This window comes from Pseudomonas sp. BW7P1, assembly GCF_024981055.1.
GTDB lineage: Bacteria > Pseudomonadota > Gammaproteobacteria > Pseudomonadales > Pseudomonadaceae > Aquipseudomonas > Aquipseudomonas bananamidigenes.
In genome coordinates, this window is record NZ_CP103374.1 from 2,327,803 (window position 1) to 2,343,800 (window position 15,998).

Genomic DNA, 15,998 nt, shown 5'->3' on the forward strand with positions numbered 1-15,998 from the left:
AGCCCGGGGCTATGCGACACTTGGTCGTCTTTAAAAAAACAGGTGCCGAGCCGTGCAGATCGATTTGAACTCTCCCGATGGCCTGACGCTTGAGTCGGTGCGCCAGTTATTGGCTTCGGCCAGTGATGATGAACACACTCAACTGCGCGTGACCAGGAACGGTATTGCCTATATCTCGAGCGGGATTACGGGCGGCCAGGAAATCGATGGGCTGGCATTTCGTCTGGAAACCTGGGCAAAGGGTTCGGGTTATGTGGGCAATGTTGCAGCCAGTGACGAAGTCTGGGTCATGCAGATTTTCAATGCCCTGAAGGACAATTGGCCGAACCCTCCGTTCGACTACATCGACATCTACTGATGTGTCGTTAATATTCGGTGACGATTGTATGAGCATACATAGTGCGATCTTCAGGCAGACTCAGCGTTTTTTTTCGGGTCGTGGGGCAGGGTGGTAGCACTCGATTTGAAACCAAATACCGTATTGGCGGTCGCACGATTTCAGCTTAACCATTTGAAAGAAGGAGGCTTCATGCCTTTGAAGTTCGCGTCTCTGGGTGCACTTATGGCCGTTGCCATGTTGGCCGGTTGCAGCACAACCTCCAGCGAGTCGGCAAAGGATCCTGTGGCGGCCGAAACCGGTCATGGCCGATGTGAAGCAAAGGCAGCGGAATTTGCCATCGGTAAAAAGGCTTCGCCGGAGCTGCTGGAGCAAGCCCGTGCAAAGTCCGGTTCGCAAAATGCCCGTTTTCTCAAGCCGACGGACATGATTACACTCGAGTACCGCTCCGATCGCTTGAATCTGAACACCGACAATAATCTGGTTGTCGTCAGCACCAGCTGCGGTTGATCGACAGGCATAAAAAACCCCGTCACATGGACGGGGTTTTTTTAGTGCGCCGGGAAATTACTCTGGGCGAACTTGTGCAGCTTGCATACCCTTTTGGCCTTTCTCAGCCACGAAGGAAACGGTCTGGCCTTCTTTCAGGCTTTTGAAACCGTCGGATTCGATAGCTTTGAAGTGTACGAACAGGTCGTCACCGCCACCTTGAGGAGTGATGAAGCCGAAGCCTTTTTCATCGTTGAACCATTTAACGGTGCCGGTTTGGCGATTAGACATGGTGTATCTCCAAGAAACATATATTTTCAGTAGTACTGTGCTGCTCAGGCCAACTGGGCACACCCGGGTATCATAGTCGAAATGTTCGCTTTGGTAGCCCCCCGGACGTGTTGTTTGCTTTCATATTGCAGACGCTTCGACAGTTTGAAGGTCTGTAACCCCCGGTTTCAGAGGCTTTCAGCCAAACCGGAGGGGTGTAAAAAAAGCTATAAAACCTGCATAAAATATCGATTTCAGGGGCATTCTCGCTGATTCGCACCTGTCGAATGCCAGTAAATCCTCTCGTCAGGACTATTTCTGCACCCGGCAAACCGAGATTTCTTTTAGTGCGCGCTGACCCAGTTCACCGCTCGGCGGTGTGTTTTTGTCCATCAACTGAGAAATTTCCTGCGTGGTGAATTTCTTTTCCAGGACATCCGCACCACAGGTGCAGTGTTGTTTGGCCACCGTCGGGTTGACGCTTTGGCTGGCCGCTTTGGTGCAGTCGTTCATGTATTGCTCTTTGACGCCTTTCGGCCAGGCGGCCTGCGCGCTCAGAGGCAACAGCAGAACTAAAGGGATGGCTGCGGCGAATAGGGTGTTGAGACGCATGCGAGGATGCTCCTTGTGGGTCGATGTCTTTGTATCTGATGGCTGAGGGGCCAATCAAGTTCATCACTCTGGCACAAAACAGACGATTTGCCTGCCGATACAACCAGTGTGCATGTATGACCGTTCATCTGTGCTAGCATGGCCGACTCGAGCGTTTGCAGGCTGCGGGTCTTCAGTCCCGGCAGTGGCAGCGTACGAATACTCAGATTTGAATCCCAGTCACTCTGGTTCGGTTTTCCGGTTGGCCGCAAGGCTCCTGCCGCTGTAAGGCAGGCGTTCGTCATTGAATGGCCTGGATCGGATCTTGTACTGGCTCATCCCAACCCACGTGACCTTTGGTAGGGGTCACCACTAGGAGAGGAGGCGCCATGCCAACTATTACTCTTCCCGACGGCAGTCAACGTTCATTCGATCACCCGGTTTCCGTAGCCGAGGTCGCCGCATCCATTGGTGCAGGCCTGGCCAAGGCTACTCTGGCCGGCAAGGTGAACGGCAAGCTGGTCGACGCCAGCGACATCATCGACAGCGACGCAACGCTGCAAATCATCACGCCAAAGGATGAAGAGGGGCTGGAAATCATTCGCCACTCTTGCGCTCACCTGGTTGGCCATGCGGTCAAGCAGTTGTACCCGACGGCCAAAATGGTCATCGGTCCGGTCATTGATGAAGGCTTCTATTACGACATCGCCTTCGAACGTCCTTTCACTCCGGAAGACATGGCCGCCATCGAACAGCGCATGCAGCAGCTGATCGACACCGAATACGACGTCATCAAGAAAGTCACTCCGCGTGCCGAAGTGATCGAAGTGTTCAAGGCTCGCGGCGAAGACTACAAGCTGCGTTTGGTCGAGGACATGCCGAACGAGCAGGCCATGGGTCTGTACTACCACGAAGAGTACGTCGACATGTGCCGTGGCCCGCACGTGCCGAACACTCGTTTCCTGAAGTCCTTCAAGCTGACCAAGCTCTCCGGTGCCTACTGGCGCGGTGATGCCAAGAACGAGCAATTGCAGCGCGTTTACGGCACTGCGTGGGCCGACAAAAAGCAACTGGCGGCTTATATCCAGCGTATCGAAGAGGCTGAAAAGCGCGATCACCGCAAGATCGGCAAGCGCCTGGGCCTGTTCCACACTCAGGAAGAAGCCCCGGGCATGGTGTTCTGGCACCCGAATGGCTGGACTCTGTATCAGGTGCTTGAGCAATACATGCGCAAGGTGCAGCGTGACAACGGCTACCTCGAGATCAAGACGCCGCAAGTCGTTGATCGCAGCCTGTGGGAAAAGTCCGGGCACTGGGCCAACTACGCCGACAACATGTTCACCACCGAGTCGGAAAGCCGCGACTACGCGATCAAGCCGATGAACTGCCCTTGCCACGTACAAGTGTTCAATCAGGGGCTGAAGAGCTACCGCGAGCTGCCGATGCGTCTGGCCGAATTCGGTGCCTGCCATCGTAACGAGCCGTCGGGTGCTCTGCACGGCATCATGCGTGTGCGTGCATTCACCCAGGATGACGCCCACATTTTCTGCACCGAAGAGCAGATGCAAGCCGAATCCGCCGCGTTCATCAAGTTGACCATGGATGTTTATCGTGACTTCGGTTTCACCGATGTCGAGATGAAGCTGTCCACTCGTCCGGAAAAGCGCGTCGGTTCCGACGAGCTGTGGGATCGCGCCGAAGCAGCTTTGGCCGCAGCCCTTGATAGCGCGGGCCTTTCCTACGATCTGCAGCCGGGCGAGGGTGCTTTCTATGGTCCGAAAATCGAATTCTCGTTGAAGGATTGCCTCGGTCGCGTGTGGCAATGTGGTACTTTGCAGCTCGATTTCAACCTGCCAGTGCGTCTTGGTGCCGAATACGTCTCCGAAGACAACAGCCGCAAGCATCCGGTCATGTTGCACCGTGCGATCCTCGGCTCGTTCGAGCGTTTCGTCGGGATTCTGATCGAGCACTATGAGGGTGCATTCCCTGCGTGGCTGGCGCCGACCCAGGCAGTGATCATGAATATCACTGATAAACAGGCGGATTTTGTCACCCAGGTGGAAAAAACTCTCAACGAAAGCGGGTTTCGTGCCAAGTCTGACTTGAGAAATGAAAAGATCGGCTTTAAAATCCGCGAGCATACTTTGCTCAAGGTTCCATATCTCCTGGTTATTGGGGATAAGGAAGTCGAGATGCAGACTGTCGCTGTGCGTACTCGTGAAGGTGCTGACCTGGGCTCGATGCCCGTCGCCCAGTTCGCTGAGTTTCTCGCGCAAGCGGTTTCCCGGCGTGGTCGCCCAGATTCGGAGTAATTATTATTAAGCGTGAAATGAGACAGGATAAACGAACTGCACCGAAAGCCCCGATCAACGAGAATATCTCGGCACGCGAGGTTCGGTTAATTGGCGCTGACGGCGAGCAGATTGGCATCGTCTCGATTGATGAAGCGCTTCGTATCGCTGAAGAAGCAAAGCTTGATCTGGTAGAAATCTCTGCAGACGCAGTCCCACCGGTTTGCCGTGTGATGGACTACGGCAAATCGATCTTCGAAAAGAAGAAGCAGATTGCTGCGGCGAAGAAAAATCAGAAGCAGATTCAGGTAAAAGAAATCAAGTTTCGTCCAGGGACGGAGGAAGGGGATTACCAGGTAAAACTGCGCAACCTGGTACGTTTCCTGAGTGACGGGGACAGGGCCAAGGTATCCTTGCGATTCCGCGGCCGTGAGATGGCCCACCAGGAGCTGGGGATGGAACTCCTCAAGCGGGTTGAACAAGACCTGCTCGAGTACGGTTCGGTCGAACAGCATCCTAAGATGGAAGGACGCCAGCTGATCATGGTCATCGCCCCGAAAAAGAAGAAGTAATCAACAGGGCACGGCAGGCCTTCTGATTATGTTTATCAACTGAATGCGGAGTATCCGAACATGCCAAAGATGAAAACCAAAAGTGGTGCCGCCAAGCGGTTTCTGAAAACTGCTAACGGTATCAAGCACAAGCACGCTTTCAAGAGCCACATCCTGACCAAAATGTCGACCAAGCGTAAGCGTCAACTGCGCGGTAGCAGCTTGCTGCATCCGTCTGACGTAGCAAAAGTCGAGCGCATGCTGCGCCTTCGTTAATTTTTGGATCAAGAATAGAGGAAGTAACTCATGGCTCGTGTAAAGCGTGGCGTCATTGCCCGTAAACGTCACAAAAAAATTCTGAAACTTGCTAAAGGCTACTACGGCGCACGCTCCCGCGTATTCCGTGTTGCCAAGCAAGCGGTAATCAAGGCAGGCCAATACGCCTACCGTGACCGTCGTCAGAAAAAACGTCAGTTCCGCGCTCTGTGGATCGCTCGTATCAACGCTGGTGCTCGTGTTAACGGTCTGTCCTACAGCCGTTTCATCGCCGGCCTGAAAAAAGCCTCCATCGAGATCGACCGTAAGGTTCTGGCTGATCTGGCAGTGAACGAAAAAGCGGCGTTTGCTGCGATTGTCGAGAAAGCTAAAGCCACCTTGGCTTAAGTACCCCCGACAGTCACCCGGCCTCATCTCTGTGGGGCCAGGTGTTAAACGTCATAAATAGGGGAAGAGCCTTCAAGCTCTTCCCCTATTTTGTATCTGGAGTCTGTACATGGAAAACCTGGATGCGCTGGTCTCTCAAGCACTAGAGGCTGTGCAAAGCGCTGAAGATATCAATGCCCTGGAGCAAATCCGGGTTCAATACCTTGGCAAAAAGGGTGAATTGACTCAGGTGATGAAGACCCTGGGGAATTTGCCGGCAGAGGAGCGTCCGCAAGTCGGCGCCCTGATCAACGTTGCCAAGGAACGTGTAACAGGCGTTCTCAATGCGCGCATGGCTCTGTTTGAAGAAGCCGAACTGGCTGCCAAACTGTCTGCCGAATCCATTGACGTGACGTTGCCGGGCCGCGGTCAGACCTCCGGTGGTCTGCATCCGGTTACCCGGACTCTGGAACGAGTCGAGCAGTTCTTCACCCGAATCGGCTACGGCATTGCCGAAGGCCCTGAGGTTGAAGACGATTACCACAACTTCGAAGCGCTCAACATCCCAGGCCATCACCCGGCCCGGTCGATGCATGACACCTTCTATTTCAACGTGAACATGCTGTTGCGCACCCATACCTCACCGGTACAGGTCCGCACCATGGAGTCGAAAAAGCCGCCGATCCGCATCGTCTGCCCAGGCCGCGTTTACCGTAGCGACTCCGATATCACCCATTCGCCGATGTTCCACCAGGTCGAAGGCCTGCTGGTTGATCGCGATATCAATTTTGCCGATCTCAAGGGCACGATCGAAGAGTTCCTGCGGGTGTTCTTCGAAAAGGAACTGGCGGTACGCTTCCGTCCTTCGTATTTCCCGTTCACCGAGCCGTCCGCTGAAGTCGATATGGAATGCGTGATGTGCAGCGGTAAAGGCTGCCGCGTCTGCAAACAGACAGGCTGGCTGGAAGTGATGGGCTGCGGCATGGTTCACCCGAACGTACTGCGCATGTCCGGGATCGATCCGGAAGAGTTCTCGGGCTTCGCCTTTGGCATGGGCGTCGAACGTCTGGCCATGCTCCGTTACGGCGTGAACGACTTGCGTCTGTTCTTCGACAACGACTTGCGGTTCCTCGCGCAATTTCGCTAGTCGTAACGAATTCTTAGGAGAGCAGGATGAAATTCAGTGAACAATGGCTGCGTGGCTGGGTCAGCCCGCAGGTAGGTCGCGACGAGCTGGTTGCCCGTCTGTCGATGGCAGGTCTGGAGGTCGATAGCGTGACCCCGGCTGCCGGTGTATTCAGCGGCGTGGTGGTGGGTGAGGTGTTGAGCACCGAGCAACACCCGGATGCCGACAAGCTGCGCGTATGTCAGGTCAGCAATGGTGTGGAAACGTTCCAGGTCGTGTGCGGTGCGCCAAACGTGCGTCCGGGCCTGAAGATTCCGTTTGCCATGATCGGTGCCGAGCTGCCTGGCGATTTCAAGATCAAAAAGGCCAAATTGCGTGGCGTCGAGTCCAACGGCATGTTGTGCTCGCAAGCCGAATTGCAGATCGGTGAAGGCAATGACGGTCTGATGGAGCTGCCGGCCGATGCGCCGGTAGGCGAAGATTTCCGTGTTTATCTGGATCTGGAAGACGCCAGCATCGAGGTCGACCTGACCCCGAACCGCGGCGACTGCCTGTCCCTGGCCGGTCTGGCGCGTGAAGTGGGGGCGTTATACGACGCTCCAGTCACTCGTCCAGTGGTGATGACTGTTCCTGCAGTGCACGACGAAGTGCGTTCGGTTGAAGTCTTTGCTCCTGCCGCCTGCCCGCGTTACCTGGGCCGCGTCATTCGTAACGTTGATCTGTCGAAGCCGACGCCGCTGTGGATGGTTGAGCGCCTGCGTCGCGCCGAAGTCCGCAGCATTGACGCCGCCGTCGACATCACCAACTACGTGATGCTCGAGCTGGGCCAGCCGCTGCACGCTTTCGATCTCGCCGAAATCAACGGCGGCATTCGTGTGCGCATGGCGGAAGAGGGCGAGAAGCTGGTCCTGCTCGATGGACAGGAAGTCAGCTTGCGCAGCGATACGCTGGTGATTGCTGACCATACTCGTGCCCTGGCCATTGCCGGTGTCATGGGTGGCGAGCACAGCGGCGTGTCCGCAACCACTCGTGACGTGTTCCTTGAGAGTGCGTTTTTCGACCAGATCGCTGTGGCGGGCAAGGCTCGCTCCTACGGTCTGCACACTGATGCCTCGCACCGCTATGAGCGTGGCGTGGACTGGCAACTGGCCCGGGAAGCCATGGAGCGCGCCACTGGCCTGCTGCTGGAAATCACCGGTGGCGAAGCCGGCCCGATCATTGAAACGGTCAGCGAGCAGCACTTGCCGTCGATTGCACCGATCACGCTGCGTGCTCAGCGCATCACTCAAATGCTCGGCATGGAAATGGATTCGGCCGAAGTCGAGCGACTGCTCAACGCTTTGGGACTGAAGGTTTCGGCCGACGGAGCAGGGCAGTGGCGCGTAGAAGTGCCAAGCCATCGCTTCGATATCAGCCTGGAAGTCGATCTGATCGAAGAGCTGGCACGTCTGTATGGTTACAACCGCCTGCCGGTTCGTTATCCGCAAGCTCGTCTGGCACCGCAAGCCAAGGCCGAAGCGCGCAGCGATCTGCCAGAGCTGCGTCGTCTGCTGGTCGCTCGTGGTTACCAGGAAGCGATCACCTACAGCTTCATCGATCCGAAGCAATTCGAGCTGTTCAATCCAGGTGTAGAGCCGCTGCTGTTGGCGAACCCCATCTCCAATGACATGGCCGCCATGCGTTCGTCGCTGTGGCCGGGTCTGGTCAAGGTGCTGCAGCACAACCTCAACCGTCAGCAGGATCGTGTCCGTCTGTTCGAGAGCGGTCTGCGCTTCGTCGGTCAGCTGGAAGGTCTCAAGCAAGAGCCGATGCTGGCAGGTGTTGTCTGCGGCAGCCGTCTGCCGGAAGGCTGGGCGCAAGGTCGCGAAACCGTTGACTTCTTCGACGTGAAGGCGGATGTGGAAGCTGTTCTGGGCTTCGCCGGTGCGCTGGAGTCGTTCACTTTCGCTCCAGGCAAGCATCCGGCGCTGCATCCGGGTCAAACCGCGCGCATCGAACGTGAAGGGCGTGAAGTCGGCTTTATCGGTGCAATTCACCCTGAACTGGCAAAATCCCTCGGTCTCGACCGCCCAGTCTTTGTTTTCGAGCTGGTTCTGGCTGAAGTGGCGTTGGGTAAAATGCCTGAATTCCACGAGTTGTCGCGCTTTCCTGAAGTGCGTCGTGACCTTGCACTGATTGCCCACAAAGACGTTGCGGCCTCGGCTGTACTGAGTGTAATCCGTGAAAATGCAGGCGAATGGCTCACGGATCTCAGGCTGTTTGACGTGTATCAGGGTAAAGGCATTGATCCTGATAGAAAAAGCCTTGCAGTCGGCTTGACCTGGCAGCATCCATCGCGCACTCTTAATGACGATGAGGTGAATTCGACGACGCAAAATATCCTCACCTCGCTCGAACAAAGGTTGAACGCCACGTTAAGGAAGTGACGTATGGGGGCTTTGACGAAAGCTGAGATGGCGGAACGTCTGTATGAAGAGCTGGGCCTGAACAAGCGGGAAGCCAAGGAACTGGTCGAACTGTTTTTCGAGGAAATCAGGCACGCTCTTGAAGACAACGAGCAGGTCAAATTGTCGGGTTTCGGCAATTTCGACCTTCGGGACAAACGCCAGCGGCCTGGCCGCAACCCGAAAACGGGGGAAGAAATCCCGATCACGGCTCGCCGTGTGGTCACCTTTCGTCCAGGGCAGAAGTTGAAGGCCCGAGTTGAGGCTTATGCTGGAACCAAGTCATAACGACGAACTACCCGTCATCCCGGGCAAACGCTACTTCACCATTGGTGAAGTCAGCGAGCTGTGTGCGGTAAAACCACACGTGTTGCGTTACTGGGAGCAGGAGTTTCCTCAGCTCAACCCCGTCAAACGCCGCGGAAACCGCCGGTATTATCAGCGCCAGGACGTGCTGATGATCCGGCAGATCCGGGCGCTCCTTTATGATCAGGGGTTCACCATTGGCGGCGCACGTCTGCGGTTGTCCGGAGATGAAGCCAAAGATGACACAACCCAATATAAACAAATGATCCGCCAGATGATCGCCGAGCTCGAAGATGTTCTGGTGGTTCTCAAGAAATAATTTCCTGCTTTTAAATACTTCCAGTTTTCAAAAGCTTGCGATATATTCTTGAGCGTTCTTCGACATGAAGGACCAGAGTCAACGCCTAGTCGGGGCGTAGCGCAGTCCGGTAGCGCACTAGCATGGGGTGCTAGGGGTCGAGTGTTCGAATCACTCCGTCCCGACCATAATTCCTGAGTAAAATCAGACACTTAAGCCGATCGTCCAGATCGGCTTTTTTGTGCCCGCGCAAAACTACACTTTAGCGAGTTGGGTTTTTTCGTGCGCAAGGCCAACAGGCGGCAAACTGCTGGCCCCCGATTATGTTCGATACCGGCAAACTCGCCTTTTTTCAAAAGGTTAGGTTGACCATATGCGGACGATTGTCATCACTGTTGCAGTGATTTCCCTGGCCCTGGTCGCGCTGGACGCCCAAGCGAGGGAACTGAGCAAGAGCCATCGTTTTGCTTGTACCTGGGGTTCGGATATCGCGGCTGGCGCGCAGCAATCGAAGCTGTCGGGGATTTCCCTTTATGGCGCCCGAAAGCGCTTGCAGGTACGCAAGTTTCAACAGCCGTGGATGCGGATGACGGCGATGGGGATCACTGAGCAGACCTACAACAGCACTTCTCGGCTCAAGCCCTCCGCGGTCAAGCAGACCTACTATGAGCAATGCGTGAGACATGAACTGGCTCAGCGATAAGCACAGGCCCAACCTGATGAAGGTTGGGCTTTTTCATGCCTCGCGCAAATGTGGCGCTACTTGTCGCTTTCGCAATTGACCATCCACGCGACACCAAACTTGTCCACCAGCATGCCGAAGCGTGCGGCCCAGAAGGTGGCTTCCAGCGGCATGTCCACTCGTCCGTCTTTGGCCAGAGCGTTGAAGACCCGTTCGGCTTCGGCGATGGTGTCGACGTTCAGGGAAATCGAACAACCGCTCATGCCCTGGGTCGGGCGGTCGGGTGTGGTGTCTGAAGCCATGAGCATCTGATCGCCGACCTTCAGGCAGGTATGAATGATCAGATTGTGATGTTCTTTCGGTACATGCTCTGCCGCAGGTGTTTCGCCGAAAGTCATCATTGCCTCGAGTTTGCCTTGCAGGCATTGCTCGTAGAACGTGAAGGCCGCACGGCAATCGCCGTTGAAGATCAGGTATGGGTTGATTTCCATGTTTGTGCTCCCGGACGGGTTGTGAAACGTGGCGCGGCCGGGTGTGCCGAAGCCACGTGAAGGATTGACCTCATCCAGCAAAGCGTCAGATAGAAGAATTACCAGCGGATGCAGCCCTATTTTTCTTCGGGATGACCGATGGTCTCGGCTTTCAGGAGTCGCCCGGGCTGCTGGGCAGTGTTGCCCTTGCCACGTGCCCGTCAGGCCTTGTCTGCATCAAGGTGTCTATGGCCTTGCGATAGTTTTGCCCGCCCAGTGCCATGCTGTTGTTGTGTGTTCCGCCGGGAACAAGCAGCAGTTTTTTGGGTTGTCTGGCAGCGGCGAACAGTTGCTCGCTGAAACGCGATGGCACAAATGTATCGGCCAGGCCATGTACCACCAACAATGGCATATGGATGTCGGCGATCTTGTCGATGGAATCGAACTTCTGCGACAGCAACCAGCGAACGGGTAGGGAAGTATCGGCTACGGCGGCGGCAACGTCGGCCAATGATGTAAAGGTGGATTCAATGATCAGACCGCGGACTGGCAGGCGCATGTGGTTGCTGGCCGCATCCCGGCCCAGTTCGGCAGCCAGATCGATGGCGACCGCACCACCGAGGGAATGCCCGTAGATCAGGCGCTTGTCCGGGTCGGGCTGTAACAGCTGAAAGCGCTCCCAGGCCACCCGGGCATCTTCATAGACGGTGCTTTCCGAAGGCAGGTCGCCACGGCTTTGTCCAAAACCGCGATAATCGATGGCCAGCACCGAATACCCCGCCGCGCGCAATTGTTCGATGCGAAACAACTGCCCGGTCAGGTTCCAGCGCACCCCGTGCAGGTAGAGGATGGCTGGCGCATTGGTTCGCTCCGCCGGCCACCACCAGGCGTGAATGTTTTGTCCGGCCTTGAAGGTTTTGGGTTGCAGGTCGAGTTCCTGAACGGTATCGGGTAATCCGTGATACCAGCCCGCCGTACCCGGTTCGATGCGAAACAGCAGCTTGCGTTCGGTGTGCTCCAGTACGGCGCAACTGGTTGGCAGGCCGATGATCAGGGCGGCCATGCACGCGAACGCCAGGCGGCGGCGTCGAAGCCGGGTCATGAAGGCGAGAAACATTAAACGGTTCACCAGCGCACGGACAAAGAAGCTTTTTACCAGAAGCACCTATCCCCGCGTGACAATTTCGATCGTCGCCCGCCTGCAATCATTACAAAACGATGCTGTGGCTCAGGCCACGTTCAACACGATCTTGCCGATGTGATCGCCTGCCTCCATGTGCGCGTGGGCGCGGGCCGCGTCGGTGAGCGGGTAAACCTTGTCGATGATCGGCAGGCAACGCCCGGCGACCAATGCCGGCCAGACATGCTCGCGTAATTGATCGGCGATGGCAGCCTTTTCCGCAGAAGTGCGAGCGCGCAACAAGGAACCGGTGACCACGGCCCGTTTGCCGAGAATGGTCAGCAGGTCGACATCGTTGGCACGGGCACCGCCAAGGAAACCCAACATCACCACACGGCCATCCATTGCCAGGGCGCCGAGGTTGGCGTTCAGATACGAGCCACCCATGATGTCGAGGATCACATTGACGCCCTGGCCGTTGGTTTGTTCGGCGATCACGGCCGCGAAATCCTGTTCGCGATAGTTGATCGGCTTACCGCCCAATTCAAGGATGGCCTCACATTTGTCGGGGCTGCCTGCGGTGGCGAAAGCTTCGATGCCGAACTCGCGGCACAGCATCAGCGCGGTGGTGCCGATGCCGCTGGTGCCTCCGTGGATCAAGACACGCTGTCCACGGCTGGCGGCACCGAGACCGAACAGGTTGGCCCATACCGTGAAAAATGTTTCGGGGATCGCCGCGGCCTGAGTCCAGTCCATTCCTTCGGGAACCGGCAGGGTCTGGCCCGCCGGAACCGTGCAGTACTCGGCGTAACCGCCTCCATTGGTCAGGGCGCAAACTCTGTCGCCAACCGCGAACTGACTGACCCCTGCACCCAGCACTACGACTTCACCCGCCACTTCAAGGCCCGGAATCGAGTTCATGCCGGGCTTCATCGGGTACTTGCCGGCGCGTTGCAGGGCATCGGGGCGATTGATGCCGGCGGCGTGTACGCGGATCAGTAGTTCACCTTGTGCGGCGACCGGCAGCGGGACGCGTCGTGGTTGCAGAACCTCGGGCCCGCCCGGTTCGGTGATTTCGATGCGGGTCATTTCAGTGGGCAACGTCATTTTCGATTCCTCTTGAAACAAATGATCAGTAGATGGGAGCGCAGTCAGGGGCAAATGATTCCCGTCATTGCGCGCAGCAGCGTCGTTCGCCGCGGGAGGGCAGCAGTTTCATGGCGTGCTCAAGTATCAGCGCGATCATGATGGCACCGCCCGCAATCACGAAGAGCAATGCATGCTGTCCGCCCGTGGCGTTGAACAGCGCCGAGTAGGCGAAGCCGGCCAGCGCCTGAAACGTGGCGAACGACACGGTGGCCCGGCTCCACGCCGCCTGTTGGCGATGGTGATCCGGCACCAGCTCATGCACCCGGGCCAACGCCAGCGGAACGATGCCCGGCGGAAACGAGCCGAGGATCACTGCCAGCAGTGCCAGCGCCAGGAACGAATGCGAAATGGCCAGCAAGCCAAGGGTGATCGCTTGCACCACCAGCACCAGACGAATGCCGGTCCGTGCGCCGAGCTGATCGGCGAGAAAGCCATGACTCACCGGGCCGACGATGGCGCCCAGACCGTACATGATCCAGACCAGCGCGCCGACGTGCGCGCCGGCGCCCAGGCCACGGGCGACGTAATCCACCAGGAAAACCATGGCCGGCACCAGCCCGGCAGCCATGAACGCATACTGGGCAAACAGCAGATAAACAGCAGGCGGTGTCGGCTCGACCGGTTCCGCCTGAGTCGTTGCGGCGGTTGCATGGGGAAGTTCCGATGGCCAGCCGAACCAGCTCATAGCCGTCAGTGCCAGCGACAAGGTGCCCAGTCCCAGCCAGGTCGCTTGCAGGCCCAGGTTCAACAGCAACGGAACAATCGTGCCCGAGCCGGCGATGCCCAGTCCGATACCGAGGAAAATCGCTCCGCTGGCCAGGCCTTTGCGCGCGGCCGGTACATGAGGCAATACGGTCGCGGCCACCAACACCATGATGGCCCCACCTGCGATTCCGGACAGCAGGCGCCAGCCGAAATACCAGCTCACCGATACGGGGTAAGCACAAGCAAAAAACGCCACGGTCACCGCCAGCATCATCAGACGCAGAGCGTTTCTCTGAGTCAGCCGTCGTGCAAGCGGACGGCCCAGGAGGGCGCCGATCAGGTAACCGACCAGGTTGGCCGCGCCGAGATAAACGACATCGTGGGTGGAAAACCACTGTGCCTGAATCAGCGCGGGGATCAGCGGCGTGTAGGCAAAACGCGCCAGACCGATGCTGACCAGGCTGGCGCAGAGTCCGGCGAAGATCGCCAGCCAGACGCTCGTGTCCGGACGCTCGGGCGAAGCAGTTGAAGTACGCATGACGGCAATCCTGTGAAAGGTTTATGGCGTCCAGCATATCGGCTATCGTTGCTGCTGAAATGCAGCGAGTTTGCGTGATAGTGATGCGTTTATGCATCAATGGGGAACGGTATGAACTGGGATGATGCACGGGTGTTTCTTGCGGTCTGCCGCGAGTCGACATTGCGCGGCGCCGCGCGCGTGCTGGGCGTGGACCAAGCGACGGTCGGGCGACGTATCACGGCACTGGAAAAGTCGCTGGGCGCAACCTTGTTCCTGCGTACCTCCGAGGGTTATGCGCTGACGGCAGTCGGCGAAGCCGCGCTCCGCTCGGTGGAAAAAATGGAGCATTCGGCGCTGGAGCTGGAACGGCGTATCCAGGGCCTGGACGATCGGCTGACCGGCAGTGTGCGGGTCAGCACCACCGATTCGCTGGCCATTGATTTCCTGATCCCGGCTATCGCGCGGTTGCACGAACAGCATCCGGATGTGCGCGTGCATCTGGACGCCTCCACGCAGATCCTCAGTCTGGCCAAACGCGAAGCGGACATCGCCGTGCGCAACACCCGTCCGGACAACCCGAACCTGATCGCACGGCGCATCGCGCGTTGGCCGGTGGGGTTGTTTGCCTCACAGACTTATGTCGACAGCCACGGGGTGCCGACGCCGGGCAGTGCCTTCGAGGGCCACGATCTGGTGGTATATCAGCCGTATCTGCAAGGCAGGCAGGACCTGACCCTGGTCAGCGAACCCGTGACTCGCGGGCGTATCGTCGCCGGCCTGAGCTCCAGCCTGCTGGTAAGACGATCGATTGCCGCCGGGCTGGGTATAGGAGAAATCCCGGTCTACATGGGCGAACGTGACGGGCTGGTCAGGCTATGGCCGGAGCGCACACGTCCGTTGCCCTATGAAGTGTGGTTGGTGACCCATGCGGATTTGCGCCATACCGCTCGGGTCAGGGCGGTGATCGAACAGATTGTCGAGGCGTTCGCACTGGAGAATGAATAGTCCATGAGTGCTGTGCAGGACAGCTGCATCAATTGATGATCCTGCCTGCACCAGCGCCGGGAGCGAAGTCATCGAGACAAGAATCGAATGCCGCGCCGGCAGGGCTGATGCCCTCCCGCAGAATGAAAAACGGCCTTCAACGAAGGCCGTTTTTTTCGAACGATGAAAACTATCGGCTCATGGCATTTCCGGAAGCTCTTGCGGCCGCAGGTCGAACACCAGAACTTCGGCATCCTGACCATTGCTCAGGGTCAGCGCCTGTTCTTCTCGAACACGGACACCGTCGCCTTCTTTCAACGACACCCCGTTCAGTTCAACGCTGCCGCGAGCCACGTGCACGTAGGCATAGCGGTTTGCAGGCAGTTCGAGCGTGGCGCTTTCCCGGCCATCGAACAGCCCGGCGTACACGCGTGCATCCTGACGTACCTTGAGCGAACCGTTGCTGCCCTCGGGCGAGATGATCAGTTGCAGGCGACCGCGTTTTTTCTGTTCGCTGAAGTGTTCCTGTTGATAGCGTGGTTTGGCTCCGCTGACGTCCGGCACGATCCAGATCTGCAGAAAGTGCACAGGCCGAGTCTGCGAGTGGTTGAACTCGCTGTGCGCCACGCCACTGCCGGCGCTCATCAGTTGCACGTCGCCTGGCCGAATCACCGAGCCGGTGCCGAGCGTGTCCTTGTGTTCCAGCGCACCCTCGAGCACGTAGGAGAAAATCTCCATGTCGCGGTGTGGATGCTGGCCGAAGCCTTTACCGGCGGCGACGCGGTCATCGTTGATCACCAGCAGGTCGGAAAAGCCTTGTTCACGCGGATCCCGGTAACTGGCGAAAGAAAAGGTGTGGAATGACTTCAACCAGCCATGATTGGCCAGACCACGGTCGGAGGCTTTGCGAAGGGTCAGCATGATGAAATCTCCTTTCAGGACGTTGATTCGTCCGAGTGAGGAGAAGGTTACTGGTAACCATGAAGTGCAATAAGTAGCTGTAAATTGAAATACTGTCCCTTT

Annotated in this window: 19 protein-coding genes and 1 tRNA gene; 13 read left to right on the top strand and 7 right to left on the bottom strand. The window is 57.4% G+C overall.

Annotation, left to right across the window (positions count from 1 at the left end; all coding sequences use genetic code 11):
• Positions 1-52 precede the first annotated feature (52 nt).
• Complete coding sequence (locus tag NWV16_RS10480; protein WP_260522946.1) at positions 53-358, top strand: hypothetical protein; 306 nt, start codon at positions 53-55, stop codon at positions 356-358.
• 171 nt (positions 359-529) lie between these two features.
• Entirely contained in the window at positions 530-847 is a 318-nt protein-coding gene (locus NWV16_RS10485) for an I78 family peptidase inhibitor (protein WP_065261422.1), read from the top strand.
• A 57-nt stretch (positions 848-904) separates the two neighbouring features.
• On the opposite strand, the gene NWV16_RS10490 is transcribed toward NWV16_RS10485, so the two are convergent.
• Both NWV16_RS10490 and NWV16_RS10495 read right to left on the bottom strand, forming a co-directional pair.
• Complete coding sequence (locus NWV16_RS10490) at positions 905-1,117, bottom strand: cold-shock protein (RefSeq protein ID WP_003179963.1); 213 nt, start codon at positions 1,115-1,117, stop codon at positions 905-907.
• Between the two features lie 291 nt (positions 1,118-1,408).
• Positions 1,409-1,708 (bottom strand): hypothetical protein, encoded by a 300-nt coding sequence (locus NWV16_RS10495; protein WP_065261421.1) that lies wholly within the window; start codon positions 1,706-1,708, stop codon positions 1,409-1,411.
• A 368-nt stretch (positions 1,709-2,076) separates the two neighbouring features.
• Between NWV16_RS10495 and thrS the strand changes: the two genes are divergently transcribed.
• The 10 genes from thrS to NWV16_RS10545 all read left to right on the top strand — a co-directional run bounded on the left by thrS (position 2,077) and on the right by NWV16_RS10545 (position 10,048).
• On the top strand, positions 2,077-3,999 hold the full coding sequence (thrS, locus tag NWV16_RS10500) for a threonine--tRNA ligase (RefSeq protein ID WP_260522947.1): 1,923 nt from the start codon (positions 2,077-2,079) through the stop codon (positions 3,997-3,999).
• On the top strand, positions 3,999-4,550 hold the full coding sequence (gene infC, locus NWV16_RS10505) for a translation initiation factor IF-3 (protein WP_170929631.1): 552 nt from the start codon (positions 3,999-4,001) through the stop codon (positions 4,548-4,550). The genes thrS and infC overlap by 1 nt, the downstream gene beginning before the upstream one ends.
• A 60-nt stretch (positions 4,551-4,610) precedes the next feature.
• Complete coding sequence (rpmI, locus tag NWV16_RS10510; RefSeq protein WP_002553160.1) at positions 4,611-4,805, top strand: 50S ribosomal protein L35; 195 nt, start codon at positions 4,611-4,613, stop codon at positions 4,803-4,805.
• Positions 4,806-4,835: 30 nt separating this feature from the next.
• A complete protein-coding gene (rplT, locus tag NWV16_RS10515; protein ID WP_002553161.1) occupies positions 4,836-5,192 on the top strand; it encodes a 50S ribosomal protein L20 in 357 nt (118 codons plus the stop codon).
• Positions 5,193-5,301: 109 nt separating this feature from the next.
• Positions 5,302-6,318, top strand: a complete 1,017-nt coding sequence (gene pheS / locus NWV16_RS10520; RefSeq protein WP_260522948.1) for a phenylalanine--tRNA ligase subunit alpha — start codon at positions 5,302-5,304, stop codon at positions 6,316-6,318.
• A 26-nt stretch (positions 6,319-6,344) separates the two neighbouring features.
• On the top strand, positions 6,345-8,723 hold the full coding sequence (pheT, locus tag NWV16_RS10525; protein ID WP_260522949.1) for a phenylalanine--tRNA ligase subunit beta: 2,379 nt from the start codon (positions 6,345-6,347) through the stop codon (positions 8,721-8,723).
• A 3-nt stretch (positions 8,724-8,726) separates the two neighbouring features.
• The gene (gene ihfA, locus NWV16_RS10530; RefSeq protein ID WP_002553164.1) at positions 8,727-9,029 is read left to right on the top strand and encodes an integration host factor subunit alpha; all 303 of its coding nucleotides are present in this window, start codon (positions 8,727-8,729) and stop codon (positions 9,027-9,029) included.
• Positions 9,010-9,366: a MerR family transcriptional regulator gene (locus tag NWV16_RS10535; protein WP_003179985.1), complete on the top strand. Its 357-nt coding sequence runs from the start codon at positions 9,010-9,012 to the stop codon at positions 9,364-9,366. The genes ihfA and NWV16_RS10535 overlap by 20 nt, the downstream gene beginning before the upstream one ends.
• A gap of 90 nt (positions 9,367-9,456) precedes the next feature.
• Positions 9,457-9,533 (top strand) — tRNA-Pro (locus NWV16_RS10540).
• A 185-nt stretch (positions 9,534-9,718) separates the two neighbouring features.
• Positions 9,719-10,048, top strand: coding sequence for a hypothetical protein (locus tag NWV16_RS10545; protein ID WP_260522950.1), 330 nt, complete (start codon positions 9,719-9,721; stop codon positions 10,046-10,048).
• Positions 10,049-10,104: 56 nt separating this feature from the next.
• Here NWV16_RS10545 and NWV16_RS10550 read toward each other — a convergent pair whose 3' ends face one another.
• From NWV16_RS10550 to NWV16_RS10565, 4 genes are all read right to left on the bottom strand, one after another.
• On the bottom strand, positions 10,105-10,518 hold the full coding sequence (locus NWV16_RS10550) for a VOC family protein (protein WP_260522951.1): 414 nt from the start codon (positions 10,516-10,518) through the stop codon (positions 10,105-10,107).
• 151 nt (positions 10,519-10,669) lie between these two features.
• Positions 10,670-11,614 carry an alpha/beta hydrolase gene (locus NWV16_RS10555; RefSeq protein WP_260522952.1) on the bottom strand — a complete coding sequence of 315 codons (945 nt, stop codon included), beginning with the start codon at positions 11,612-11,614 and terminating at the stop codon, positions 10,670-10,672.
• A gap of 111 nt (positions 11,615-11,725) precedes the next feature.
• A complete protein-coding gene (locus NWV16_RS10560) occupies positions 11,726-12,724 on the bottom strand; it encodes an NAD(P)H-quinone oxidoreductase (RefSeq protein ID WP_260522953.1) in 999 nt (332 codons plus the stop codon).
• A 64-nt stretch (positions 12,725-12,788) separates the two neighbouring features.
• Positions 12,789-14,009, bottom strand: a complete 1,221-nt coding sequence (locus NWV16_RS10565; protein ID WP_260522954.1) for an MFS transporter — start codon at positions 14,007-14,009, stop codon at positions 12,789-12,791.
• Positions 14,010-14,120: 111 nt separating this feature from the next.
• Here NWV16_RS10565 and NWV16_RS10570 point away from each other — a divergent pair, with 111 nt between their 5' ends.
• Complete coding sequence (locus NWV16_RS10570; protein ID WP_260522955.1) at positions 14,121-14,996, top strand: LysR family transcriptional regulator; 876 nt, start codon at positions 14,121-14,123, stop codon at positions 14,994-14,996.
• Positions 14,997-15,173: 177 nt separating this feature from the next.
• Here the strand turns inward: NWV16_RS10570 and NWV16_RS10575 are convergent, their stop codons facing one another.
• Positions 15,174-15,896, bottom strand: coding sequence for a pirin family protein (locus NWV16_RS10575; protein ID WP_260522956.1), 723 nt, complete (start codon positions 15,894-15,896; stop codon positions 15,174-15,176).
• Positions 15,897-15,998: the final 102 nt, after the last annotated feature.